Source organism: Stieleria bergensis, from assembly GCA_007745635.1.
In the GTDB taxonomy this organism is placed as follows: domain Bacteria; phylum Planctomycetota; class Planctomycetia; order Pirellulales; family Pirellulaceae; genus Stieleria; species Stieleria bergensis.
Window position 1 is genome coordinate 5,596,482 of record CP036272.1, and the last position, 24,603, is coordinate 5,621,084.

Here is a 24,603-nt window from a genome sequence, read left to right on the forward strand (position 1 = left end):
GAAGTCATGCCAGCCCAGCCCTTATTGGCTCGCTCGGAAACTTCGCTGCCCTTCCAGTTTATCAAGCCCTGTTGAACCGAGCCCTGTGATGCGGATTCAAACTCAGCGATTTGGCACACTTGTCCTTGATCAAGAGCAATTGTTCTTGTTCCCCCAAGGACTTTTCGGAATGGAATCGCTGCGTGATTGGGCGTTGCTGCCAGACTTCGAAAACCCGTCGGTGGCTTGGTTGCAAAGTGCCTCGCGTGGTGATCGTGCTCTGCCGCTGATCAGCCCTCGCGCCTTCTTCCCAGACTATCGAGTCCAGGTCCCCAACCGAGACCTGACCAGCTTACACATTAAACCCGACGCGGAAATCTATGTTCTGACTACATTGTCAGCGGATTCACGCGGCCTGGTCACCAACCTGCGAGCTCCGATCCTCATTAACTTGGGCCGCCGCTTGGGCTGCCAAGTGGTTTCTGAAACAGATCTGCCGATTCGCCAGCCGATTGGTCACAGTGAAGCGGACTTGCAGAGCACCATCCTCAGTGCTCTGCCCAAAGCTGCCTAGCAGATAAGGGGGCAGAATCTCGCTCGCGATGGCCGACCATTGGCTCAAAACACTCTGGCCATCGCGCTTCCAGCCCCACTCACCATGACCAGCCGCCCTCAGGGCCAGCCAAGTGCGCCCCGTCGGCCTGCTGCAAAGCGTCGCAGTTCAGGCCATGCAGTCCGTTTAATCGGCGCTTGCTGCCGTTGATACTGCGTCTTTCGTCTCAAGCCATCGCAGACGATGAATCGGCACGATCGGCAATTGCCGACTTCCCAAGAAGTCTGTCAGATTATTGGCGGGCTTGTCCGATGAGAGGTGTATCCCATCCTGTGGGAGCATCCCTAAACAACACCTCCTTAGGGAACCAAGGCAGTCACCAAGAACACTTCCACGGAAGGTGGCGTCCTTAAATCCATGGCTGCTGATTGCCCTACTTTCAATCAACCAGCACTCCCAATCAACACTCCAAAAATTTAATGATGTCGAGGCCAATATGCTGGTCCTATCCCGACACCGCGACGAAAGCATCATGATTGGCGACGACGTCGTCGTCACGATCGTTGATATTCGCGGCGACAAAGTCCGCCTGGGGATTGAAGCCCCACAATCCATCCCGGTGCACCGCCAGGAGGTTTACGATGCTATCCAGCGCGAAAACCGCCGATCATCGCAGACCAGCACGGCTGCGACAAAAGACGCACAGCCACCGCAGAATTAGCGAACCGACCGCTTCGTTGCAGGGGATGTCGCTAAGGGCATCTCAATGACTTGCAATGGAACTCGTTCCAGCGATTGATCCCCGATCCAGTGCTGCCGCTTTCAACGAGCAGTGCGATTGTGGGACAATGGGTGGAGTCACTCAGTGCGTCGCGTTGGATCATGGTGCAGGCTCCCGCGTGGGCAACTCGGCACGGCATGCGCAAACGCACTTGTGCTCACTTACTGATCAATCGATGGATTGTCGTCTAAATCACCCTCAGTGATGATCGTGAACCCTTTCTCATTAAGGGTCTCCATCGCCATCTCAATATTTTCAACCATGATCGCCACCGCTGGCTTGCCCAAGGGGCGGACGATCAGCGGGTAGGTTTGGATGATATTCAGTTCGGCTTGCAGCAGCGCCGTGCACACTCGCAGCAGGGGTTGTGGGCCTTCGGGCAGCTGAACACCGATCAGATCGGTCTCAATCAAGGCCAAGCCGCTACGCTCTAGAATTTCTCGACCGCGATCGGCATCGTTGACAAGAAACCGCACAAAGGCACATTCGGCGGCATCATTAATCGACAGGGCGCAAATCCGGATCCCTGTCCCTTCGAAGCGGCGCACCACTTCCAATAATTGGCCGACGCGGTTCTCTAGAAAGATTGTGAACTGACGCAATGCGGGAAAATTCCGACCACGCATGGTTTCGAATTTTGTTCCTGCACCACCAGAGTCGTCGCCTGAATCCATCGTATCCTCGATATTTCCTGCCCAGCTGGCCATCCGCCGTCGGTCTTACACAGATGCAAGTGTAAGCGGTTTCCACATTAAGGGTCAATTCGTGACTCACTGATTGACCACTCGATTGGCCGTGGTTTGTGACCTCATTGTGCAGATCTGGACTCGCTAAGTCAATCTGAATCGCAGACCATCGCAGCGGTCTCCAGCAGCCTGCGCCCAAACGCCGCCAAAGGGCGGAAGATATTTCGAGGCAAGATTGTCGCGGCTACCTTCTCAGCGATCCTGCACCCGATAGGATTTGAAAACTGTTAAGCTACACGAATTCCTTCATTCCTCGCCTTAACCCATCAATTATCGCTGCGACAGCGGCCAGAAATGTCGCGTCGTTTGCCGTGGAAGCCTCGTCATGTACGCGTGACAATCGGCAGTTTTCATCTCGCTCAGTCACCGCAACTGTCCCATGACCGCCCCGAACGAAACCAAATCGCAAGAACCAGCCATCGCCGACACCGACCTTGAAGTCAAAGACGCGCTGCTCATCTTTAACTCGGTCTGGAAAGACCTTGAAGCAGAACATGGCAAACTGAACCTTCGCTTTCCCACCGAATTGATCCTGCTGGGCGGTGCCCCTGGAGCCGGTAAAGGGACCAACACGGACTACATCTGTGAAGTGCGCGACATCAGTGCACCACCGGTCGTTGTCAGCGAATTGCTGAGCACCCCCGAAGCCAAACGCATCAAATCCCAAGGTGGCATGGTCGGTGATCGTGAAGTCGTAGGGCTCGTGTTTCGCAAACTGCTGGAGCCGCAGTTCAAGAACGGTGCGATCTTGGACGGTTTCCCTAGAACCAAGGTGCAAGTCGAATGCCTGAAGATGCTCTACGACCGCATGAAAGCCTTGCGACGAGAGCTGATCGCCCACCCACACCTGGCGCAGATCAAACCGCCCGTCTTTCACATCATGGTCTTGTTTGTTGACGAAGCAGAAAGCGTTCGCCGGCAACTGTACCGCGGTCGCCAGGTGATCGCTCATAACGAAGAAGTCGCCCGCAGCGGCATCGGTGAACTGTGGGAAAAACGCGAGACAGACTTCGATGAAAACCTCGCTCGCAACCGCTATCGTGTTTTCAAAGAGAAAACCTACGACGCGCTGGTTTCGTTAAAACAGATCTTCCACTTTCACTTCATCAATGCCCAGGAAGAGTTGCCGGTTGTTCAAGATAACATCCTGCACGAACTGGAATACCAAAGCTCGCTCGAACTAGATCCGCGCACCTTTCATGCAATCGGCGACATTCCGCTGGCCGGTCACATCATCCAACATGCTCGGCGCGACCTCGTCGAACGCTTGGATCGGTATGAATTTGACAATCCGGAACTGTTCCATAAAGTCATTGATCTGATTGAAGAAAAGTTGGTCCCGATCGTGATCCGGCATGCCATCAGCGGCCGCGCAGCGGTCAGCACCGAGGACGATCTGCTAGACGACCCACTGGCATTGCAAATGCTGATCGACATCTTTTCCGAACGCGGCTACCACGCCGTGATCGACTTGCGCCGTCGTGAGATCCCCACGCAGGTTGATTTGCAAACCGGCGCGATCACCTGCCGGGTCCAAAAGGTTTATCGAATTGCCATCTACTTCAAAGGCAGTGAAATCCGCCGCGGGTAATCCTGCGACCACAACCCCCGTCCCAGTTAAATCCTCTGACATGATGACCGCACCGTTGACCTTAGCAAACAACTGCTCTGAGCATCCAACGCCACTGGGCATCATGCACGCGACTTGGAATCGGCAAGGACTGCATGCACTTTCCTGGCAACCGCCCACCGAGCCAATCGCTTTGGAGCCAATCGCTTTGGAGCCAATCGGTTTGGAGCCAGCCGCAAACGCCGCTAGCCTGCCCCTCCAACTCGATCGTTGCTTGCAGCGTTACTTCGATGCCGACACCAGCGTCCCCGATCGCCGTGAACTGTTTGACGAGATCAGCATTGATGAAACAGGCTGGACGGACTTTCAGCGACGCGTTTACCAGCACTGTCGCAAGATCCCTGCGGGAGAAACCCGGACGTATCAGCAATTGGCGAGCGCCGCTGGCAGCCCCAATGCTTCTCGGGCCGTTGGCTCAACGATGGCCCGCAACCGTTTGCTGTTGGTGATTCCCTGCCATCGCGTGGTTGGTGCCGACGGTTCGTTGCGAGGCTTTAGCGCACAGGGCGGCCTTGATTCCAAACGCTTTTTACTGAACTTGGAATCGCAATGAATCAGCGTCGATTTCAATTTGGCGAAAACTGGCAGGCCTTTTTAAAACAAGTCGACCAGGAACGCATTCAGCAAGCCTGCCTGTCCTTGCGATCCATTTTGTCGCTCGATCCTGAAGCGGACCAACCGTTAGCGGGCAGGTCGTTTTTGGACATCGGCAGTGGCAGTGGTCTGTTTTCATTGGCCGCGTTGCTGCTGGGCGCAGAGCGAGTCGTGTCACTGGATTACGACCGCGACAGTGTTGACTGCGGCGTCCAGCTGCAAACATCGCTTGCCGCGGAACAACCACAACTGGCCCAGCGCTGGCAAATCATGCAAGGCTCCGTCTTGGACGCCGAACAAATGCAATCGCTAGGTCAATTCGAGATCGTCTACAGCTGGGGTGTGCTGCATCACACCGGGGACATGGCCCAGGCGATCAAGAACGCCGCCAACTGCGTGAACGAGGGCGGCACTTTCAGCCTCGCGATCTACAATGATCAGGGTGGTGCCAGCGGTCGCTGGTTGCGGATCAAACGAATCTACAATCGGCTGCCCAAGATGCTACGCGGCGGCTGGGTGCTGGGGATCGCGAGCTGCTACGAACTCAAGTTTGCCGCAGCACGATTGGCCAAAGGACAAAACCCCCTGCCATTCAAAGATTGGGCCGCCAAGAAACGGGATCGCGGCATGTCTGCTTGGCACGACTGGGTCGACTGGGTCGGTGGTTTGCCATTTGAAGTCGCCAAGCCAGAAGAGATCATCATGCCACTGCATGAACAAGGCTTTCACCTGACCTTTCTGCAAACGCAAACCGCTGGCTGGGGCTGCAATGAGTTCACGTTTGCGAAGCGATTGCAGCCTTCAAATCCTGAATGAATTGCTCGCGGTCCAGCGGCGAGACCAGATAGCTTCTCGTTCCAGTGCTCACTCGAACGCGTTTCAGCGAAAGCGCTGGCCCACTGAGCCAGCTGCCACTGAGTTCCGCAGACTGAATGTGCTTGAGCGGTACTCGGTAAAAGACCACGCCACACCGAATCGCCAAATTGTCTTTGGCGATCGTGTAACGGCAGGGCATGGTGACCAGCGCGGTGGTCAACAACGTCACCGCCCCAACCGCTAACAAGATCATTGATGCTTGACCTTCATTGTGCAACATGGCGTAACCCGCCAAACCGAGCGTCACCAATGGCCCCAGCATCAAAAGCACTGCGATCCAACCATCGACTTTCGATGGATAAATTTTGTGCAGGGTTTTGTCGCCGGCATGCTGCAAAGCCTGATCGGCAGTCGGTGACGAAGCAGGCTCTGCGACGGTTTCTGTGACCGATTCTGTGGTTGATTCGGAGGACGATTCTTCCATGGTCATGATGCTTGGTTGAAGGAGCGATGAAGAAGGATCGAGAAACGTGACTCAGCGATTGTCAGTGACGTCACCCTTGATCTCTGACGTCACCCTTGCGTTCTGACGTCACAGTGGATCGAATCTGTTTCAACTGTTCAATGGCAACCGGAGGCAACAACAAACTGGCCGCGACGGCAATTGTCAAGCTAACAGCCCCCGTCAGTTGCTGCCAGAAAGCATTCTCCCCGGCATGCAACAACGCAGAAGCAGCATGAACATACAAGAATTGAGGTCCCAATCCCAGCACCGCAGCGATTAGAAAGGGACCAACCTTCGCACCAACGATCCCCATAGAATAGCTGATCACCCCTGTGGGAATCGGCGCCAATCGAACCAGCAAGTGCACCCCGACACCAGCGTCTCGCCCCAAGATCATCATCGCCTGACGCAGTGAGGGCGGCGATGACCGCGGTGTCTGGTCAGCCGACACCGCCAGCTGTTTTTGGGGTTTGCGAAACCACCGCCCGAAAGCGCGGCCGATCAAATAGCCGATCGATGCGGAAATCAGAGCGACAAACAACATCGCCAAGCATCCAGTGACTGTGCCGAAAAGCGTGCCAGCGGTCATGCTAACCGCTGTTTTTGGCGTAAACATTAACATCGCCAAGACACCCACCGGAATGAACAATCCGAGCGCCCATGGCGAGGCCAAATCCAAGCCTGATAACGTAGCCAGCGGATCCCATCCCTGGCCTGCTTGGGAAACCCGAACCAACAGCCAGCCAAACCCTGCGATCGCAATCAACAGTCCGGCGAAATGCAGCACACGAAATCTCTGCCAAAGGCTCGATCGACGATCCACAACAGATCCTGTCGCCGGTTCCCGATCAAAATCAGGTCCATCAGGTGGCGGTAAAGCTTCAGTCATTCACAATCACACAGGCGGCCTTGAATTAAACAACAGTCCAGCCATTGTAGCCAGACCACGCGGCAGAACACATCAGGCTGACTTGCGAAAGCGGACGACTCCCCAGGCCCAGCGTTTGAAAACAGCCCAGCGTTTGAAAACAGCCCAGCGTTTGAAAACAGCCCAGCGTTTGAAAACAGCCCAGCGTTTGAAAACAGCCCAGCGTTTGAAAACAGCCTGAGCGTTTGCATGCAAGCCCGGCGAGCACGTAGAATGTCTGTTGATCGCCACCTTGAATTGACAACCGACTCACGACGAGTCGGCTGTCAGTGCAATCCACCGCTCAAGACGCCCTTGGATTCCTGCACGCGTTTCATCAGCTCACCCGCGTTTTGCGTTTCCCATTTGCCATTGATGCCCGCAACGAAGTCACCGCCGCCTGCCCCAAACACGCTGCCCAGGCAAGCGTCGTTGGCCGTGCGTTGGCCGGGAGCAAACCTGAAAACCAATCCGTTTGGCGAATTGACGCGACAAGAACGCAGTGACCTGGCCGTGGTCTCTGTTCAGCCAATGATCGACGTGCTTTGCGATCAAGCGGAAACGCAACGCAACATCCCCGACGACAACCTGTCCTCTGGCTCCACGTCCTTGAGTGCAACCTTGCAACCACGCCGGGCCTACCAATTGATCGGCCGCTGTGGGCGTGGCAAGTCCTCGCATTTATTGGCGATGTGGGGGCAATTCCCCAGCGCGGCGTACGTCTATTTGCCCCAGTGGCAACCCTGTCCGGTCATCCCCGAAGCACCGCTGCTGATCATTGATGAAGCCCAGCGACTTCCCTTTAAAGTCAGGCGTAAGCTTTTCAGCAGCGGAATCCCTCTGTTGTTGGCAACGCATCGCAACCTGACACCCTGGCTGCGTTATTACGGCTATCGCAGTGTCACCCAGCGAGTCGGCGCAACCATTTCGGCGGACAAAATTCAAGCGATTTTCAATCGCCGAATCGAAGCGTCGCGCCGCCTGCCTGACCAACCTGTGCCTCACCTTAGCACGCATGACGCCGCGATGCTGATCCAACGTTTTGGAACCAACATCCGGTCAATGGAAAACTACCTGTACGAAATTGTCCAGCAGCAAGTAAACGATCATGGCCAAATGCGATTTATCGATTGAACTCGAAGACCCCAATCGAGTGTACCGAGACGGTGATACCATCCGCGGCAAAGTCCACGTGATGTCCACCGCCAACGTGAATTGCAAGAAGCTAGAAGTCAGTTCTGGCTGGCAAACTCACGGGCGTGGCAATAAAGCCTCCGGCACCACGGAATCCCTGACCCTTTATCAAGGCGAATGGCAGCCGGACCAGACACATAGCTATCCGTTCGAACTCCGCGTGAGCTCCTGGCCGCCTAGCTATCACGGGCACTATATCAACATTGACCACTACGTTTCTGCACGAGCTTACGTGCCGTGGTCGTTTGACCCCAAGGCCGAATCGGAGTTCATTGTTCGCCCCACCAGTCCCGATGCGCCACTGCTTTCCAAACAGAACAAAAGCACTTTTGAAGCGGGCTGTTTCGTCGGTGGCATCATCCTGGCCATCCTCGGTGCCTTCGTGGCCGTGTTTGTGTTCTTCATGATGTCCGAACCGCTGGTCGGTTTGATCATCGGGTTGATCACGCTGCCCCTGGCAACATTTGCAGTCATCAAATGGATCCTGCCGCGCTGGCTGTTAGGCAAAGTCGAAGTCGATCTTAAGCAAGAGCGAATCAGCCCAGGCGAGACCATCGTCGCGTCACTGGCACTGCAACCCAAACGCCAGGTCCCCGTCAATTGCATCGTGGCCGAACTGATTGGCGAAGAGGTCTGCGTCAGTGGCAGCGGCAGCAATCGAACCACACACCGACATAAGTTTTTCAATCGCCTGGAAGAACTGCAACCGACCAGCGTGCTTCGTGCTGGGGAACGCAAGGAATTTGACTTGCAATTCCCCGTCCCCGACGACGTTCCCTATTCCTTTGACTTGAGCGACAACGATCTACGATGGACGCTGGAACTACGCGTTGACATTCCACGCTGGCCGGACTGGAAACACATTCTGAAACTGCAAATCGTCCCCGGCGGTAACGAACCGGACCCCACACCGGCCAGATCTTGGGACGACGATGACCAAGACAACGCCGAACCGATCATGCCACAGGCCAGCGATCGCGGCGAATCCAGCGGGGCTGAACTGAGTTTTTCCGAAGCCGCCGAGCACCTGCGTGACGCGAAATCAGCCAGCGATGAAGATCAAATTGATCTGCTTGTTCAGGCACTTCAAGGCATTGATTTCGACATTCAAGCCGTGATCGAACGCCGCCTGCTGTACAGCGGCCCCGATGATCCCAAAGTCTATCCCGATGGCTATGCGGTCTGGGCGACGTCCCAAGCCCCTCGACTCGGGCTGGTTCTGTTTGTCCCCCACCAATCAGGCGACGACTTCGAGCACACTGGGCGCGATCCGCTGAGCTTTCGAGGCAGAGTCATCGGCTGGGATCACCAGCACGACCGCCTGCAAATCCAGGTCCTGGAAAAATGACCCACCGCTGATTCTCTGGCCGGAGACCCGCATTCCATTTTTCCGCGGTGATTTGCCGCCAATTCTGGTGACTGCCAACTAGGAATAATCCGGACTCAGCGATACACTTCACGCCTTGCCGCTGCCGGGGCAATGTTGCTCCGCCAGCGGATGATTTACTCCATCTTGCTCGATGATGTCGCGGTTGCTTTGACGGCGCTCATCATTGGAAATAGCCCTCACCGATCACAACGTCATGGCAGCCCCTCGAGTTCTGGTTTTACGCGCCCCCGGCACAAACTGTGATGAAGAAACCGCACACGCCTTTGTTCAGGCCGGTGCGGAGGCCGAGCGAGTGCACGTCAACCGACTGATCGATAATCCACTGCTGAAGGATCGCTACCAGATTCTCTGCTTGCCCGGTGGCTTCAGTTACGGTGACGACATTGCTGCTGGTCGCATTTTGGCGGCTCGCTTGCGGAACCACCTTGGCGACCTCGTCAACAGCTTTGTTCATGGCAACGGCGATCGCTTGGTGCTAGGAATCTGCAACGGCATGCAAGTGCTGATGCGACTTGGCGTGCTGACAGAAAGCGTTTCCGCAGCAGGCGACAGCGAACCAGCCACGCTGACCTGGAACAACCATGGCCGCTTCGAAGATCGCTGGGTGCACCTGGGCGTTGACACAGAAAACAACGCCAACTGCGTGTTCCTAAATGGCATCTCGCACATGTACCTGCCCATGGCGCACGCCGAAGGTAAATTCGTTGCCAAGGATCAACCCGTTCTTGACGAACTGAAACAGAGCGGTCGGCTCTGCCTACGCTACGTTGCAGATCAGCAAAGCACCATCAGCGACGACATCCAAGACTTTCCCATCAACCCCAACGGAGCGGATGCCAACGTCGCCGGTGTCTGCGACCCAAGCGGACGCGTGTTCGGTTTAATGCCTCACCCGGAACGCCACATCGACGCGACTCAGCACCCTTATTGGACGCGCCGCAAAGAACAGCCAGAAGCCGGCGACGGTTTAGCGATGTTCCAAAACGCAGTGCAATGGTTTGAATAAGCCAGAACGCAATTCTCAAACCCAAGACGAAACGGCCTCTTCAATGCGCCGTTTCAACCAGCAAGCCACCGACGGTTGCTCCAGACATTCGACCTGCGTCACTTTTTTGTCGACTGATCAAAGTGAATCGCGCAGCCGTCGGAGTCGCAAACCGGTCCGTCGGAACGCTTGCCGGCGATTTGATAACGCCGCTTAGCCACCTGCTTGTATGCCCAACGAATCAGCCCCGCGGTGCCCGGGAGATGCAACAGGGGCATCACAGGCCACAGCAGAGGTAATCGTCGCGACAGATAGCGAATCGCGTCGCCACCACCGTGGGCATCAGCTGGCGTGTCAACCTCAGGCCGGCCATCAACGACATACATCTGCCGCATTAGGTCGTCTTGGGTCAATTCGGGGTACCGCTCACCGACGCGTGGATCGTGCAAGGACAGAAAACTCAATCGTCTGCCCAGCCTGTCCAATCGCCGTAGATTGCTCACCTGCCCAATGCAAAAGTTACACTGACCGTCAAAGATCACCACATCTCGGCCAGGATGCGAATCGGGGTCCGGAAAATCCGCCAGTTTCGCTGCAGCGCGATCCTCGGTTTTAGGCTCTTGCACCTCAACACTCGAATTTCCGGTGTGAGATTTTTGGTCATGAGTCGCTAAATTTGCCATGTTTTTGACGGCTTTTGGATCTTGATGGCCAAATCATTGTGCCCGCCAGAGAGACGGTCACCATATACTGGACAAACGGCAAGACGGGGCAACCGGTTTCAGATCACCCATGGCGCATGCCTTCAGGGAGTCACCGCAAGTCATCGTCAGCGCAAACTCTGTCCGTCTCGAGTTGTCCCTAACTCATTTTAGGTCCTCTCCTCAGGAAGGCTAGCGACATTATGAACCAAATCGAACAACAAGTCCGTCGTGCTCGCCGGCGTCTGGCTTTGGGAGTGTTTGCCAAATCGCTTTGCATGACATTATTCATTGCGATGTTTGTCGCCACGATCGCTTGTGCAGTGCCCGCTTTCTATCCGCTGGCATTAGACGTTCAGCAGTGGAATCTGGCCTGGATCGCCGGCTCAGTGACGGTCGCCTTGATCGCGTCCATCGTCCACGCCGTTGTCGCCACTCCGTCGTCTCAGCAAGTTGCACTGGAAATCGACAAACGATTTGAATTGAACGAACGACTCAGCAGTTCGCTCAGCATGTCGAGCCGTGATCGCGAGAGCGATTTTGGCATGATGGTGATGCAGGACGCTGAAAAACGTGCCGAGAACATCGAACTGAGCGAAAAGTTTCAGTACCAGCCCTCCAAAGCCGGTTGGCTGCCGCTGGTGATCGCTCCCATGCTGATCCTGGTTGTGCTGCTGGTTGACCCTGCCGTCCGTGAAGTTGCTGAAAACGCTGACCCTGACTCTCAGGCGAGAGCCGCTCAGATCAAACGCGTCTCATTGGACTTGAAGAAACGCATTGAGCAACAAAAGCGAAGCGCAGAAGCCAAGGGCCTTAAGGATGCCGAAGCCCTGTTCACCAAACTGGAACAAGACCTCGATCGCATCTCCAAGAAAAGCAGCCTGACTGAAAAACAGGCCATGATCGAACTGAACGATCTCAAGTCACAACTCGAAGAACGACGCAAGCAGCTGAGCAGCAAAGACCAGCTGCGTTCTGCCATGTCACAGATGAATTCGCTGCAATCAGGTGCCGCGGGTGAAGCTGCCAAAGCCATCGCGAAAGGCAACTTTGCCAAAGCCGAAAAGATCATGAAAGACTTGGCTAGCAAACTGAAAAACAACAAACTCAGTGAAGCGGACAAGCAAAAGGTCGCCCAGCAAGCCAAGCAGTTGCAACAACAACTCAAAAAAGCGATGGATGCCCAGAAGCAGAAAGAAGATGCTTTGAAGCAGCAGATCGAACAGGCCAAACGCGAAGGCCGCAGTGAAGAGGCTGCCAAGATGCAACAGCAGCTCAACGACATGAAGCAGCAGTCGGCTCAACAGATGCAGCAGATGCAAAAGATGGCCGAAAACCTGAACAAAGCCGCGCAAGCGATGAAAGAAGGTGATTCACAACAGGCCGCCGAAGCGTTGCAAAACATGGCTGATCAACTGGGCGACATGCAATCCGAAATGGAAGAGATGCAAGACCTCGAAGATGCCATGAACCAACTGAACCAGTCCAAGGAACAAATGCGTTGCAAGTCCTGTGGCGGCAACGGTTGCAAATCATGCCAAGGGCAAGGCATGGGAAAAGAACCCGGCCAAGGTCAGGGACAAGGCAAGGGTCAGGGCCAAGGAAAAGGAGAAGGCGAGGGTGACGGACTGGGTGAAGGCCAAGGTTCCGGCGATCGTCCCGAAGAAGAGGACGACACCAACAGCTATGAAACCCAAGCTCGCGGAAAAGTGGGACGCGGACAAGCCATCTCAGCCGGCTTCGCAGATGGTCCCAACCGAAAAGGTGTGACCCGTGAAGCGGTGAAGTCTGCCAATCAATCCGCACTCAGCGAAGACAGCGATCCGCTGGAAGACTCCGTGTTGCCACGCACCGAACGCGACCACGCTCGCGAGTACTTTGACAGCATTCGTCAAGGCGGTTGAACCGTCTCTCATCCACGTGCCCCGCTGAGAATCATCGCATGTCTTGGCGGGGCATTTTCATTGCCCCCCACTGAACGGTTTGCATTTCTGACGTGCCCTCTACTCCTCGCTCGGCTTACTTGCACGTGCCGTTCTGCCGTCATCGCTGCGGCTATTGCAACTTCAGTGTCGTCGCCGATCGAGACGACCTGATCGATCGCTTCTTAAATGCGATCGAAATCGAGATCACTCAAGTCCTTGCGCAAACACCTTGTCAGCAACTGGACACCTTGTTCATTGGGGGTGGCACCCCAACGCATCTCAATCCCGATCAACTCGAGCGACTCCTCAAGACGCTCCGGCAGCATTTACCACTAGCTGAAAACGCCGAATGGTCCGTGGAAGCGAATCCCGAAGACATCACGTCGGATAAACTGCACCAACTGCGCGACGCGGGCATCAATCGAATCAGCTTGGGGGTGCAATCCTTTGATGATCAAAAACTCGCCGTCTTGCAGCGCAGCCATTCTGGACCACTCGCTCAACAGGTCATCGAAGCAACCGCAAACGTCATCCCAAACGTCTCAATCGACCTAATTTTCGCTGCACCAAACGAAGACCTCCAGCGTTGGCAATCCGATTTACAGACCGCGGTCAGACTGCCCATCAAACACCTCTCGACATATGCGTTGACCTTTGAAAAAGGGACTCAGTTCTGGAACCAACGACAACGCGGCACGCTGTTGCCAGTCGACGAGTCAGCGGAGATCGAGATGTACGATCAATCTCGGCAGATGCTCGGCGAGGCGGGCTTTGATCACTATGAAATTTCCAACTTCGCACAGCCTGATCACCAATGCCGACACAACATGGCGTATTGGTTAGGAAACCCTTGGTACGCCTTCGGGCCAGGTGCAGCGGCCTTCATTGACCACCATCGCAATGTCAACCATCGCAGCACGTTCACTTATTTAAAACGCATCGAACAGGGACGCAGCCCGATCGATGAGAGCGAATCCATCACAGCGCAGCAAGCCGCTCGCGAAGCCGCCGCGTTCGGGGCAAGACTCCTTCAAGGCATCGATTTGGCAGACATCGAGCGAGCGACGGGCTGGCCCATCATCCAGGAATTGCAACCCACACTCGATCAACTGCTAGAGCAAGCGTTGATCCAAATCAGCAACACTTCCATCTGCTTGACCGAGCGAGGCATCCACTTCGCCGACACCGTGGCATCCGAATTGCTAGGCGAAACTCACTAGCCGGCCAAGCGATTCTCAACGCCAGACGATTCGAACCGCACGCTGGGCTTAGCGTTTCAGGGACTTTACCGCTCCGCAATGCAGGACGCGGCCAACGGAATATCGAGGGCGGAAAAGTGCCCCTGAATTTCGTGTATAATTCGAGGTCTGCCTCCCCTCGACAACCTTCCTCAACCTGCTCGGCAAAATGCGACTTCAGAACCGGTTCTCACGACTCCTGGCCAGTGTCATCGTCTGCGTTGTTTGTGTTTCAAACTGCGTTGCGGAATCACGCCCAACACCGATCATCTTTGACACCGATATCGGCAATGACTGCGACGACGTCCTGGCACTGGGAATGATCCATGCCTTGCAATCAAGGGGTGAGTGCGAGTTGCTGGCCGTGACGATCACCAAAGACCATGAACTGGCGGCAGCATTTACGGACGCGATCAATACGTTTTATGGTCGCGGTGACATTCCCATCGGCGTTTGCCGCAGTGGTGTGACTCCTGCACCGGGCAAGTTCAATCCACTGGCGGTAAAACGCGATGATGGCAAACTGCGTTATCCGCATGACTTGGCCTCTGGCAAAGACGCGCCAGAGGCCGTGGATGTACTCCGAAAAAGCCTCGCGAGCGCGGACGATGGTTCGGTCGTGATTGCACAGGTCGGCTTTTCAACCAACCTCGCCAACCTCTTAAAATCCAATCCAGACAAGCACAGCCCATTAACGGGACAGGAACTGGTTGCCCAAAAGGTCAAACTGCTGTCGATCATGGCAGGCGCCTTCAAACAGATCCGCAACGACAAAGGCGAACGGTACGATCATCGAGAATACAATGTGATCAAGGACATCCCTGCCGCCAAGACCATCGTCGCTGACTGGCCCACTGCGATTGTTTGGAGCGGTTTTGAGATCGGAAAGAACTTACCGTTCCCACACCAGAGCATTCTGCGCGACTATCGGTATGCGAAACACCATCCGCTGCCTGATGCGTACATCGCCTACATTCCACCGCCACACAATCGCCCCACTTGGGATCTGACCTCGGTGCTCTACGGGATTCGCCCCAACCACGATTACTTTGCCCTTTCCAAACCGGGCACCGTTGAAGTCGCTGACGACGGATTCACCACGTTCTCTGAAACATCCGATGGGCGTGATCGCTATTTGGTCCTCACACCGAAACACGCGATCCGAGCCACCGAAGCTTTGGTTCAACTCTCTAGCCAGCCACCGACGAACTGATCGGCAGTGAACCACTGCGAAGGCGGTGGATCGATTGCCATCGCGAAGCTTTGCCGCCAGAGATTGCTTGCGGCTGATCGCAAATCGGGAGCCAGCCATCGAAGCCAATCGCCCCAATGAAGATCATTCCTCTCCATTGCGGACCACTTGTTAACGAGACGAAAACGGATGCTCGCACAAGACTCGCCTGACATGACAAACGCCAAGATCGTTGTTCTAGGATCGATCAACATGGATTTGATCGCGCGCTGTCATGCGCTGCCACTGGCTGGGCAAACACTGACCGCCACCGGATTCCAACAGATCCGTGGCGGCAAAGGCGCCAACCAAGCAGTGGCGGCCAGCCTTGTCGGCAGTTCGGTTCGCATGCTAGGCCGCGTCGGTGAGGATGGCTTGGCCGCCAGCTTGATCGACGAACTCAAACAAGATGGCGTGCATTGTTCGCAGGTGCTGCCAACACCCAATGTGTCCAGCGGACTGGCCATGATCACCGTCAGCGACGACGCGGAAAATCAAATCGTTGTGATCCCAGGGGCGAACGCGCACGTCGATGCTGCAACCGTTGACCAATTTGCCGATGTGATCAGCATGGGTGACGTCCTGCTACTGCAATTGGAAATTCCGCTTCCGGCAGTGCTGCGAGCCAAAGAGATCGCGCAGGCAGCAGGGGTTCGAGTGATCCTTGATCCCGCTCCAATTCCAGCCACTCCACTGCCAGCGGACTTGTTTGAGGTCGACCTGATCTGCCCCAATGAAACGGAAGCTCTGGAAATCGTTGGCAGGCACGCCAAGCAAAACGCAACCGCAGCCCAGCCGCAAGAGATCACAGCCTGGCAGAACGTCGCCGAACAACTTCACCAGCAGGGATCGCGCAACGTCATCATCACCCTTGGCAAACAAGGCGTGCTGTTCTTTGATGGCAATCAGCACCAACATCTCAGCGCGCAACCAGTTGATGCCATTGACACGACCTGCGCCGGAGATGCCTTTGCTGGCGCTCTGGCGGCCAAGTGGGCGGCGACCAATGACCTCATCAAGGCAATTGAGTTTGGCAATCAGATCGCGGCATTGTCAACCACCGCAACAGGCCTAACGGCACTGCGCACCGAGTGACACTTCCATCACGGTCAAGCACCCGACGCTGAATCCCCTCAGCCTGCAGACGCCCCGGCGTGACTCGGGCAGTTCTGTCAGTTAACATAGCTGCGGATCGAACAGCGCCTGAGCGCAGCTTGGCTACCGGAACAGCCACGTACTGTCTCAACACCCACCATCCCAATTTGCAATCCACTGGCGGAACGCGTGATGAAGAAACTGATCGTTGGTTTGCTGTTAACCTTGGTCTCGATCGGAGGCTGCGGCGAGAACGCCTCCCCAGACAACTCGGCGAACAACAACGGTTCGGATCAGAAACCCAAAGTTGCCTTGATCATGAAATCATTGGCCAACGAGTTCTTTTCCACTATGGCGAACGGTGCCGAACAGCACCAAAGTGAAAACGCCGCACAATACGACTTAATTGTCAATGGAATCAAGGACGAGCGTGACCTGTCGCGGCAAGTTGCCTTGGTCGAAGAAATGGTGTCCGCTGGCGTCCAGGCCATCGTCATCGCTCCGGCAGATTCCAAGGCCTTAGTTCCCGCGCTGCGAAGAGCCAGCGAAGCAGGAATCATTGTCGTCAACATTGACAATCGCCTGGATAGAAACATCTTGGCACAAGAAAACCTCACGATTCCGTTCGTTGGACCAGACAACAAAGCGGGTGCACAAAAGGTCGGCAAAGCTCTGGCCGAAAAGCTTAAAAAAGGTGACGGAGTCTTGATCTTGGAGGGCATTCGGACCTCATTCAATGCCCAACAGCGCCGTGAAGGATTTCAACAGGCGATGGACCAGGCGGGGATAACGATCATCGACAGCCAATCGGCCGACTGGGAAATGTCGACTGCCAACACCATTGCTGCTGCGATGCTGAGCGAACATCCGGATGCCAAGGCGATTCTGGCTGCCAACGACAGCATGGCCTTGGGCGCGCTCTCGGCTGCCAAAAGTGCCGGGCGCGAAAAGGACCTGCTGATCGTTGGCTTTGACAACATCTCAGCGATCCAGCAAGCACTCAACGACGGACGCGTTCTGGCAACTGCGGATCAGCACGGTGACCAACTGGCCGTGTTTGGCATTGAAGCGGCACTGAAATTGATCGCCGATCCGGAGAGCACGGCCGAGGATGTGGAGACACCGGTCGATTTGATCACTGCGGAATCGCTACCACAGTGAACCGATTTGGAAGTGTTCAACCAGCGCTGTGCTCAACACCACCTTGGCCGGTTTTCATTCCCGTCACCACAGCAACATGTCACAGCCAACACGTTTCCGCGCCCGAGGACTGACCAAACGCTACGGCAAGATCGAAGTCCTGCACGGGATCGATCTTGAAGTCGGTGCCGGCGAGATTCACGCTTTGTTAGGTGCCAACGGAGCCGGCAAGAGCACACTGGTGAAGATCATCGCAGGCTTGATCCGCCCTGATCTCGGTCTGATGGAACTTGCAGATCAAGCCTATGCCCCTAACGGTAAACAGCAATCCGAATCGGCGGGCGTTCAGATCGTTCAGCAAGAACTGAGTCTGATCCCGAATTTGAGCATCGCGGAGAACATCTTCTTTACCAAGCTTCCCTCCCGCTTCGGATGGGTTCGCTATCGCACCTTGCACCGTGATGCAGCGATCGCCTTGAAACGATTCGGTCTTCATGACCTCGACCCCCGTACGCCGACGAGCACACTGGGCGTCGGCCAGCAGCAGATGATTGAAATTGCCGCTGCTCTGAATCAAGACTGCCGACTGCTGATTCTTGACGAGCCAACCGCAGCCCTCACGGCAACAGAAACCGACCATCTGTTCACTTGGCTTGGCGAATTGCGCCAACAAGGAGTGAGCATGATCTACATCAGCCATCGCCTGGAAGAAATCTCTCGGCTAGCCGACCGCATCAGCGTGATGCGCGACGGTCGCATGATAGGAACTTACCAAGCCAGTGAACTGACCAAACAACAAACGATCGACTTAATCAGTGGAACACCAGAAGAAGCGTCTGCTGACAAGCCCGCATTCGAACAAGCCGATCCCCAGACAGCCAGCGTCAAACCATTCACAAGCTATGCCCAGGCCAACCCCTTGATGAGCGTCGAAGGGCTTTGCGGCAGCAAGATCCAGGACGTTCACTTGACCTTGCACCGTGGTGAACGCCTGGGAATCGCGGGGCTCGTTGGATCAGGACGCACCGAGTTATTACGAGCCATCTTCGGTGCCGATCGCTGCACCAACGGATCAATAACCGTCGGTAAAGTCCGCAGACAGCTTGGCTTTCAACATCCCAAACAAGCCGTTGATGCGGGGATCGCGATGATCACCGAAGATCGCAAACACGATGGACTGCTCCTCTCGCAGTCCGTCCAAAGCAATCTCTCGCTGGCTTCGTTGAAGCATCGCTTTTCACGTTTTGGATTGATCAAGCGACAGCATGAACGTCTTTCCGGCAGCCAAATCCAACAACAACTTCAAATCAAGTCTGCTGGCCTGGAGCAATCCGTCAACACGCTGAGTGGTGGGAACCAACAGAAGGTCGTCGTCGGCAAATGGATCACTCATCAGCCAGAGATCTATTTATTCGACGAACCGACACGAGGAATCGACGTTGGCGTGCGAAATCGTCTGTATGATCTGTTCGAATCATTGGCTCAACAGGGCAGGGGATTGGTGATCGTCAGCAGTGACTTGCAAGAACTGATGGAAACATGCGATCGAATTGCGGTGATGAACGCCGGGAGACTCATGTCGGTATTCACGCGCGGGCAGTGGTCGGAAGAACAGTTGCTGCAGGCTTCGTTTGATGCGTCAGCCAGCAGCGATGAAACGGCAGTCGAGGGTCAAGCATGAAACGAAAAACATTTCTCAGCGGACTGCTGGAGTACGGCGGATTAGTCCTCGTCCTGGTCTTGTTGGTTTCCGTGTTCAGTTTGGCAACGGACCATTTTCTTCAGTGGCAACGACTCCAAATCATTGCCAACCAGATGCCCGTGCCGATCATGGTTGCCGTCGGAATGACCTTCGTTCTGATCATCGGGGGAATCGACCTGTCTGTGGGCTCACTGGTTGCTCTTTCGAGTGCCATGTTTGGGCTTGTGATCACGAACTGGGGCGGCAATGTATGGATGGCTGTCCCACTTTGCATTTTGGTAGGAACCCTGTGTGGCTTGATCAACGGGACCATCTCCGTCGCTTTCCGGATTCCAGCCTTTATTGTGACGCTAGGGATGCTGGAACTTGCGCGTGGTGCGACGAAAGTCGCGACTGATTCGCGGTCAATTTATCTTGGCAAAACGGTCGAAGGCCTTGATGCCCCGTTGCCATGGCTTGGACTTTCGCCCGCTATCTTGCTTGCGCTGGCAACCGTGATCATTGGTCAACTTGTTTTGACACGAACAGTCTTCGGACGTTACTGCATTGCCATTGGAACCAACGAAGAAACGGTTCGCATGTCAGGCGTGTCCACCAAACCCTATCGCATCGCCGTGTTTGCCGGCAGCGGTTTCTTATGCGCCTTGGCCGGCTGGGCATACGTTGCCAAGCATCAAACCGTTGATCCCAACGCCGCAACCGGAATCGAACTCGCTGCGATTGCCGCTTGTGTCATTGGCGGAACAAGTTTGATGGGCGGACGCGGCAATGTTGTCTGCACCTTCATCGGGGTCGTGATCATCTCGGTCTTGCAGTCTGGCCTGGCGCAGATGGGCGTCCCCGATGCAGGCAAGCAAATGATCACTGGCCTGGTCATCATCGTCGCAGCACTGATCGATGTGATCAGGATTCGCCTGACGGGCGGAAAGACGCAGTAGACTCAACCAAGGCTGGTCAAAGGAGGGGCAACGTCCCTGCAAAGCCCAAGATCTAGCGATCAGGCAGTTTGAGACCCACGCCCTTCCGGAAATCGCGGCGATCAAGTTCGGCGGAATTCCAATTCCAATAGGATGTGAATCGCCAAACTGGTATAATAAGGGTCCCCACCTATCGAACTCGTGACGCTGCACACTGGCTTGCCTTAAAGTGAATCGTGCACCGTTCACGCCCGCCTAGCCTGACTGACACAATGACTGCGTTTCGATTGCGCCACTTTTGCTTCCAGCACCTGCTTGCCTGTCTGGCGTTTGCCATCACCTTCGTTGGTCATACAGTGACTGCGGATGAACCCACGATCGAGCAAAAGCCCCCCTCGGAGGTGCTTTCGCTCAATCAACTCAAGCAGCGAATGGCTCAACAGTCCAGCTACCTGGGCCAACAAGCCAACAAGCCGTTGCCAGCGGCGCCCGAGCCACAACTCCAACGCTTTCAAGACAAAGTGCTGCCAGCACTGACAGCAGCTTGCATCGACTGCCACGGGCCAGATGAGCAAGAGGGCAACATTCGCATCGACACGCTGGACCCGGATCTGATTCATGGTCAGGACGTGCAGTGGTGGCTAGAAGTCATGGCCGTGCTGGGCAAAGGAGAAATGCCACCAGCTGATGCGGCTGAACTTGCCGACGAAGACCGCGAGCAGATCGTCAACTGGCTGTCCAGCGAACTGCAAACGGCATCGGCGGTTCGTCGTTCGGAACAGGGCCATTCATCGTTTCGTCGCATGACTCGCTACGAATACAATCATGCGTTACAAGACCTACTCGGTCTGCCGTTCGACTTTGCCAGTGACCTGCCTCCCGAATCGCGTTCTGAAGATGGCTTTCAGAACAGTTCTGAGTTACTGCACCTGACCCAGGTTCAACTAGAAACCTATCGCCAATCGGCCTTCAAGGCTCTGAACCTGGCTGTCGTCAAAGGCGATCGCCCCGCCAGCAATTACTGGGGCGTTTCCATGGACGAGGCGGCGAAAACGTTTTGGGATCAACACAACGGCAAGCTCGCCAAAGCCAAGAAAGACCATCAAGCGGATCCCGAAAAGCTTGCGGACGAGATCGAGCGATTGGAGAAATCGTTTCGCCAACCACCTAACGATGTGCATTATCTGCAACGCAGCAGCAAACGCGTCAACAAAGCTGAATGGCAGTACCATGGGGCTCGCTATGCGTTTGCTCCTAGCGCAACACTTCCATCTGTACCCGAATCCTTCGACACAGTTGCCGTCTTGCCGCCGTACCGCAAACTGATTGTCGAACTTGGTGATCAGGTGGGCGAGCGTGGCACGCTGCGTGTCAGAGTGTTAGCTTCGCGGGGCGTCAAAACCGACGCACAACCGCCTAGCCTCCGACTGGAATTTGGCTGGAAGGCCAGCAATGACTCGCGAGGCTCTTCGGTGATCAGCGACCGTGATCATCAGATCGACGCCCCTGCTGAAAAGCCACAGTTCTATCAATGGGACGTCCCGATCAGCCAGATTCATCCGCGTAACGGAGTGCGCAACATCTCCAAGATGGGTGACCTGCCGACTCCATCGGAGTTCATACGATTCATTAACAGCACCGTCGCGCGCGGCGACATCTACATTCATTACGTTGAAGTCACCGCACCGCTGTATCCACAATGGCCTCCGCAGTCGCATCAACGGATCTTCTTTGAAAGCAAGCACGCTGACGATGAAACGGAATACGCCAAAGCCATCTTGCAGCGTTTCATGTCGAAAGCATGGCGACGGCCTGTCACCGCCGAAGAACTAGAACGCAAACTGTCGGTCTTTCATGCGATTCGACCGCAATGCGATCAGTTCGTAGACGCTGTCGTTGAGGTCCTTGCGACGGTGCTTTCTTCGCCGCATTTCCTGTTTCTCTCGCAACCTACTGAAACGGCAGCCGACGATTGGCAACTGGCCAGTCGGTTGGCAATGTTTCTCTGGTGCGGACTGCCTGACCAACGTTTAACGGATCTTGCTGCTGAACAAAAACTGCGTGATCCAAACGTCCTTCGGGAGGAAGTGCAGCGTATGTTGGCTGACCCACGTGCCAAGCGTTTCAGCAAACACTTCGTCCGCCAGTGGCTGGGACTGCAACTTTTGGATTACCTAAAAGTCGATCGAAAAGTCCATCGCGGGATCAGCGATGACTTGATCGAATCGATGGCCAAAGAACCAATTGCGATGTTCGAAGAGGTGCTTGCGAATAATCACAGCGTGCTGGACTTTCTGCATGCGGATTACACCGTTGCCAATGAACGTCTGGCGCGTCACTATGGAATTCACACCGAATGGGGCAATGAGTTTCGCCGCATCGATTTATCTGGCGTTTCGGGGCGAGGCGGTTTGCTCACCCAAGCTGGCTTGCTGGCAATGAATTCTGATGGCAAGGATTCTCATCCACTGAAGCGTGGCATCTGGTTATTGGAAACGATCTTGAACGATCCGCCACCACCTCCACCGCCAGCGGTCCCTGTGATCGACTTAGCCGATCCTGAAATTCTGAAACTGACGCTCAAGCAGCGCATTGAGAACCATCGCGACCAAGCTGCCTGTCGTTCCTGTCACCAAAAGATCGATCCCTGGGGCATCGCGCTGGAGAACTTTGACGCGGTGGGACGTTTCCGAGACAAAATCGACGGCAAGCCCGTTGACGCCAGCAGTGAACTTTTCAATGGCCAAGTCCTTACCGGTGCGGAAGGCTTAAAACGATTTTTGCTGAGCACCAGACAAGACCAATTCGTCCGGTCGATGGTTTATAAACTTTCCGCCTATGGAACCGGTCGTCCGCTGACCTTCAGCGATCGATCGGAAATCGAATCGATCACTGCAAACGTTCGGCAGCGGGGTGATGGACTGGCCACGCTGATCGAAGAAATCGTCCTGAGCGATCTCTTCTTGCAATCAAAACGATCGACGAAACACGCCGCCAATTCAAGCGACAACGAAGTCCAAAACAAAAGCAGGAGTAGCGAATCATGACCTTTTCCCTCGATGCACTGGACCGACGCCGTTTCCTCAGAGGCACCGGAGTTGCGTTGGCCTTACCTTGGCTCGAATGCACTGCCCGAGAAGCACTGGCGAGCGACGGCAACCATCCCGCCAAGCGAAATCGCCTGGCCTTTTTTTACATGCCCGACGGTGTGCCGATGCCGCTGGCTGAAGATCCTGCGCACAAAGACTGGGCATGGTTCCCTCACGGCCAAGGCAAAGACTTTCGTTTTACAAAGTGCCTGGATCCCTTAGAACCGCTGCGTGATCATGTCACCGTTCTGTCTGGCTTTTCACACACTGCGGCAAGAAACATTCACGGCCATTGCAATGCGGACCAATTCTTAACCGGTGCTGCCACAGGATCAGCCGGCACCTACCACAACAGCATTTCGCTGGACCAGTACTACGCCCAGCATGTCGGCGACCAAACACGATTCTCATCACTTGTTCTGTCGACCGATGGTGGGACGGGAACACCGCGTGGTGCGCACACGTTGTCCTTCGATCGCAATGGCCGCGCGATTCCGGCCGAACACCGTCCCAAACGCATCTTCGACATGCTGTTTGTCAAAAGCAATGCGGACGCTGCTCGTCGACTGGCCATCGCCCAAAGTGCGCTTGACGACTTACTGGCCGATGCAAACTCGTTCCGAAAAACGCTTTCACCCGGCGACCAGCATTTGCTCGATGAATACCTGCACTCGGTTCGCGAGACCGAAATCAAAGTTGAAAAGGCCAAGCAATGGGTCAACATCCCGCTGCCAAAAGTTAAAGCGGATGCGTTGAAACTGGAAGTCACCCCCGAAGAGCCGCGCCTGTTCCTGCAGACGATGTTTGATCTGATTTACCTGGCATTCAAAACCGATTCAACCAGAACGGTGACCTACCAGCTTGGCCGCGAGAATGGGATCGGAATCAGCGATTACCTGGCTCGCGCGGTGGGATTCCATCTGACACACCAGTTGTCGCATGAAACCAAACAGCCCGGAGGCTGGAAGAACTTTGGCACCTATTGTCGTTTCTTAAGCGAAGAGTTTGCGTTGTTCCTGACCAAGCTCAAGGAAACGCCGGATGTCGGTGTCAATGGGAGCATGTTAGACAACACCTTGCTGCTGTTCGGATCAGCGTCAAGTGCGTTTCATTTGTCTCGCAACTATCCGCTGATTTTAGCGGGCGGTAAAAACATGGGTTTCCGGCACGGACAGTATCTGAATTACGGTCCACAGAAGCCTCAAGGTGGCCCCTGGGATGGCGGTCCCGAACCATGGAGCCAGAAAGCGAACAAGGAAGACCAACCGCTGTCCAATTTGTTTGTCACCATGCTGCAGCAACTTGGCGTCGAGACCGATCGATTCGCCGACAGTGACGACAACCTGCAAGCAGCGCTGGTCAGCTAAAGGCCCGCTGCGACTCAAATTCTGATCCCCTTGAGGCCTCAATGGAGTTCTTCAAGGGGCGTTGAAATTCCAACTCATTTCGGCGACATTACGACTCTCCTTCTAACGAACTCTAGCA

At 55.2% G+C, this 24,603-nt stretch carries 21 protein-coding genes; 17 read left to right on the top strand and 4 right to left on the bottom strand.

Annotated elements, in window-relative coordinates; all coding sequences use genetic code 11:
• Window positions 1-88: 88 nt before the first annotated feature.
• Both fliW and csrA read left to right on the top strand, forming a co-directional pair.
• Window positions 89-553: a flagellar assembly protein FliW gene (fliW, locus tag SV7mr_RS19600; RefSeq protein WP_145275901.1), complete on the top strand. Its 465-nt coding sequence runs from the start codon at window positions 89-91 to the stop codon at window positions 551-553.
• A gap of 475 nt (window positions 554-1,028) precedes the next feature.
• Window positions 1,029-1,253 carry a carbon storage regulator CsrA gene (gene csrA, locus SV7mr_RS19605; RefSeq protein ID WP_145275903.1) on the top strand — a complete coding sequence of 75 codons (225 nt, stop codon included), beginning with the start codon at window positions 1,029-1,031 and terminating at the stop codon, window positions 1,251-1,253.
• A gap of 221 nt (window positions 1,254-1,474) precedes the next feature.
• Here the strand turns inward: csrA and SV7mr_RS19610 are convergent, their stop codons facing one another.
• Window positions 1,475-1,939 (bottom strand): acetolactate synthase, encoded by a 465-nt coding sequence (locus SV7mr_RS19610; RefSeq protein WP_419188487.1) that lies wholly within the window; start codon window positions 1,937-1,939, stop codon window positions 1,475-1,477.
• Between the two features lie 499 nt (window positions 1,940-2,438).
• On the opposite strand from SV7mr_RS19610, the gene SV7mr_RS19615 reads away from it, so the two are divergent.
• The 3 genes from SV7mr_RS19615 to SV7mr_RS19625 are packed head-to-tail and all read left to right on the top strand — an operon-like array spanning window position 2,439 to window position 5,099.
• Entirely contained in the window at window positions 2,439-3,650 is a 1,212-nt protein-coding gene (locus tag SV7mr_RS19615; RefSeq protein WP_145275907.1) for a nucleoside monophosphate kinase, read from the top strand.
• A gap of 40 nt (window positions 3,651-3,690) precedes the next feature.
• Window positions 3,691-4,242: a methylated-DNA--[protein]-cysteine S-methyltransferase gene (locus SV7mr_RS19620; protein WP_145275909.1), complete on the top strand. Its 552-nt coding sequence runs from the start codon at window positions 3,691-3,693 to the stop codon at window positions 4,240-4,242.
• The gene (locus SV7mr_RS19625; protein WP_145275911.1) at window positions 4,239-5,099 is read left to right on the top strand and encodes a class I SAM-dependent methyltransferase; all 861 of its coding nucleotides are present in this window, start codon (window positions 4,239-4,241) and stop codon (window positions 5,097-5,099) included. The genes SV7mr_RS19620 and SV7mr_RS19625 overlap by 4 nt, the downstream gene beginning before the upstream one ends.
• Here SV7mr_RS19625 and SV7mr_RS19630 read toward each other — a convergent pair.
• Both SV7mr_RS19630 and SV7mr_RS19635 read right to left on the bottom strand, forming a co-directional pair.
• Window positions 5,059-5,583 carry a PH domain-containing protein gene (locus tag SV7mr_RS19630; RefSeq protein ID WP_419187637.1) on the bottom strand — a complete coding sequence of 175 codons (525 nt, stop codon included), beginning with the start codon at window positions 5,581-5,583 and terminating at the stop codon, window positions 5,059-5,061. The two genes, SV7mr_RS19625 and SV7mr_RS19630, sit on opposite strands and share 41 nt — an antisense overlap.
• A gap of 70 nt (window positions 5,584-5,653) precedes the next feature.
• On the bottom strand, window positions 5,654-6,493 hold the full coding sequence (locus SV7mr_RS19635; protein WP_145275915.1) for a TVP38/TMEM64 family protein: 840 nt from the start codon (window positions 6,491-6,493) through the stop codon (window positions 5,654-5,656).
• Between the two features lie 252 nt (window positions 6,494-6,745).
• Here SV7mr_RS19635 and SV7mr_RS19640 point away from each other — a divergent pair, with 252 nt between their 5' ends.
• From SV7mr_RS19640 to SV7mr_RS19650, 3 genes are all read left to right on the top strand, one after another.
• On the top strand, window positions 6,746-7,645 hold the full coding sequence (locus SV7mr_RS19640) for a TniB family NTP-binding protein (protein WP_145275917.1): 900 nt from the start codon (window positions 6,746-6,748) through the stop codon (window positions 7,643-7,645).
• On the top strand, window positions 7,620-9,053 hold the full coding sequence (locus SV7mr_RS19645) for an arrestin family protein (protein WP_145275919.1): 1,434 nt from the start codon (window positions 7,620-7,622) through the stop codon (window positions 9,051-9,053). The genes SV7mr_RS19640 and SV7mr_RS19645 overlap by 26 nt, the downstream gene beginning before the upstream one ends.
• Before the next feature lie 235 nt (window positions 9,054-9,288).
• Window positions 9,289-10,101, top strand: a complete 813-nt coding sequence (locus SV7mr_RS19650) for a phosphoribosylformylglycinamidine synthase subunit PurQ (protein ID WP_145275920.1) — start codon at window positions 9,289-9,291, stop codon at window positions 10,099-10,101.
• A 98-nt stretch (window positions 10,102-10,199) separates the two neighbouring features.
• Here the strand turns inward: SV7mr_RS19650 and SV7mr_RS19655 are convergent, their stop codons facing one another.
• Window positions 10,200-10,706, bottom strand: a complete 507-nt coding sequence (locus tag SV7mr_RS19655; RefSeq protein WP_419187638.1) for a thiol-disulfide oxidoreductase DCC family protein — start codon at window positions 10,704-10,706, stop codon at window positions 10,200-10,202.
• A 278-nt stretch (window positions 10,707-10,984) separates the two neighbouring features.
• On the opposite strand from SV7mr_RS19655, the gene SV7mr_RS19660 reads away from it, so the two are divergent.
• The 9 genes from SV7mr_RS19660 to SV7mr_RS19700 all read left to right on the top strand — a co-directional run bounded on the left by SV7mr_RS19660 (window position 10,985) and on the right by SV7mr_RS19700 (window position 24,485).
• Complete coding sequence (locus SV7mr_RS19660) at window positions 10,985-12,685, top strand: coiled-coil domain-containing protein (protein WP_145275924.1); 1,701 nt, start codon at window positions 10,985-10,987, stop codon at window positions 12,683-12,685.
• Between the two features lie 92 nt (window positions 12,686-12,777).
• On the top strand, window positions 12,778-13,926 hold the full coding sequence (hemW, locus tag SV7mr_RS19665; RefSeq protein WP_419187639.1) for a radical SAM family heme chaperone HemW: 1,149 nt from the start codon (window positions 12,778-12,780) through the stop codon (window positions 13,924-13,926).
• A 187-nt stretch (window positions 13,927-14,113) separates the two neighbouring features.
• Complete coding sequence (locus tag SV7mr_RS19670; protein ID WP_145275926.1) at window positions 14,114-15,157, top strand: nucleoside hydrolase; 1,044 nt, start codon at window positions 14,114-14,116, stop codon at window positions 15,155-15,157.
• A 192-nt stretch (window positions 15,158-15,349) separates the two neighbouring features.
• On the top strand, window positions 15,350-16,270 hold the full coding sequence (locus SV7mr_RS19675) for a ribokinase (protein WP_419187640.1): 921 nt from the start codon (window positions 15,350-15,352) through the stop codon (window positions 16,268-16,270).
• Between the two features lie 192 nt (window positions 16,271-16,462).
• Window positions 16,463-17,431, top strand: coding sequence for a sugar ABC transporter substrate-binding protein (locus tag SV7mr_RS19680; RefSeq protein ID WP_145275930.1), 969 nt, complete (start codon window positions 16,463-16,465; stop codon window positions 17,429-17,431).
• Between the two features lie 76 nt (window positions 17,432-17,507).
• Window positions 17,508-19,091, top strand: coding sequence for a sugar ABC transporter ATP-binding protein (locus SV7mr_RS19685; protein WP_145275932.1), 1,584 nt, complete (start codon window positions 17,508-17,510; stop codon window positions 19,089-19,091).
• Entirely contained in the window at window positions 19,088-20,050 is a 963-nt protein-coding gene (locus tag SV7mr_RS19690) for an ABC transporter permease (protein ID WP_145275934.1), read from the top strand. The genes SV7mr_RS19685 and SV7mr_RS19690 overlap by 4 nt, the downstream gene beginning before the upstream one ends.
• A 251-nt stretch (window positions 20,051-20,301) precedes the next feature.
• Entirely contained in the window at window positions 20,302-23,076 is a 2,775-nt protein-coding gene (locus SV7mr_RS19695; RefSeq protein ID WP_419187641.1) for a DUF1592 domain-containing protein, read from the top strand.
• Complete coding sequence (locus tag SV7mr_RS19700; RefSeq protein WP_145275936.1) at window positions 23,073-24,485, top strand: DUF1552 domain-containing protein; 1,413 nt, start codon at window positions 23,073-23,075, stop codon at window positions 24,483-24,485. The genes SV7mr_RS19695 and SV7mr_RS19700 overlap by 4 nt, the downstream gene beginning before the upstream one ends.
• Window positions 24,486-24,603 lie beyond the last annotated feature (118 nt).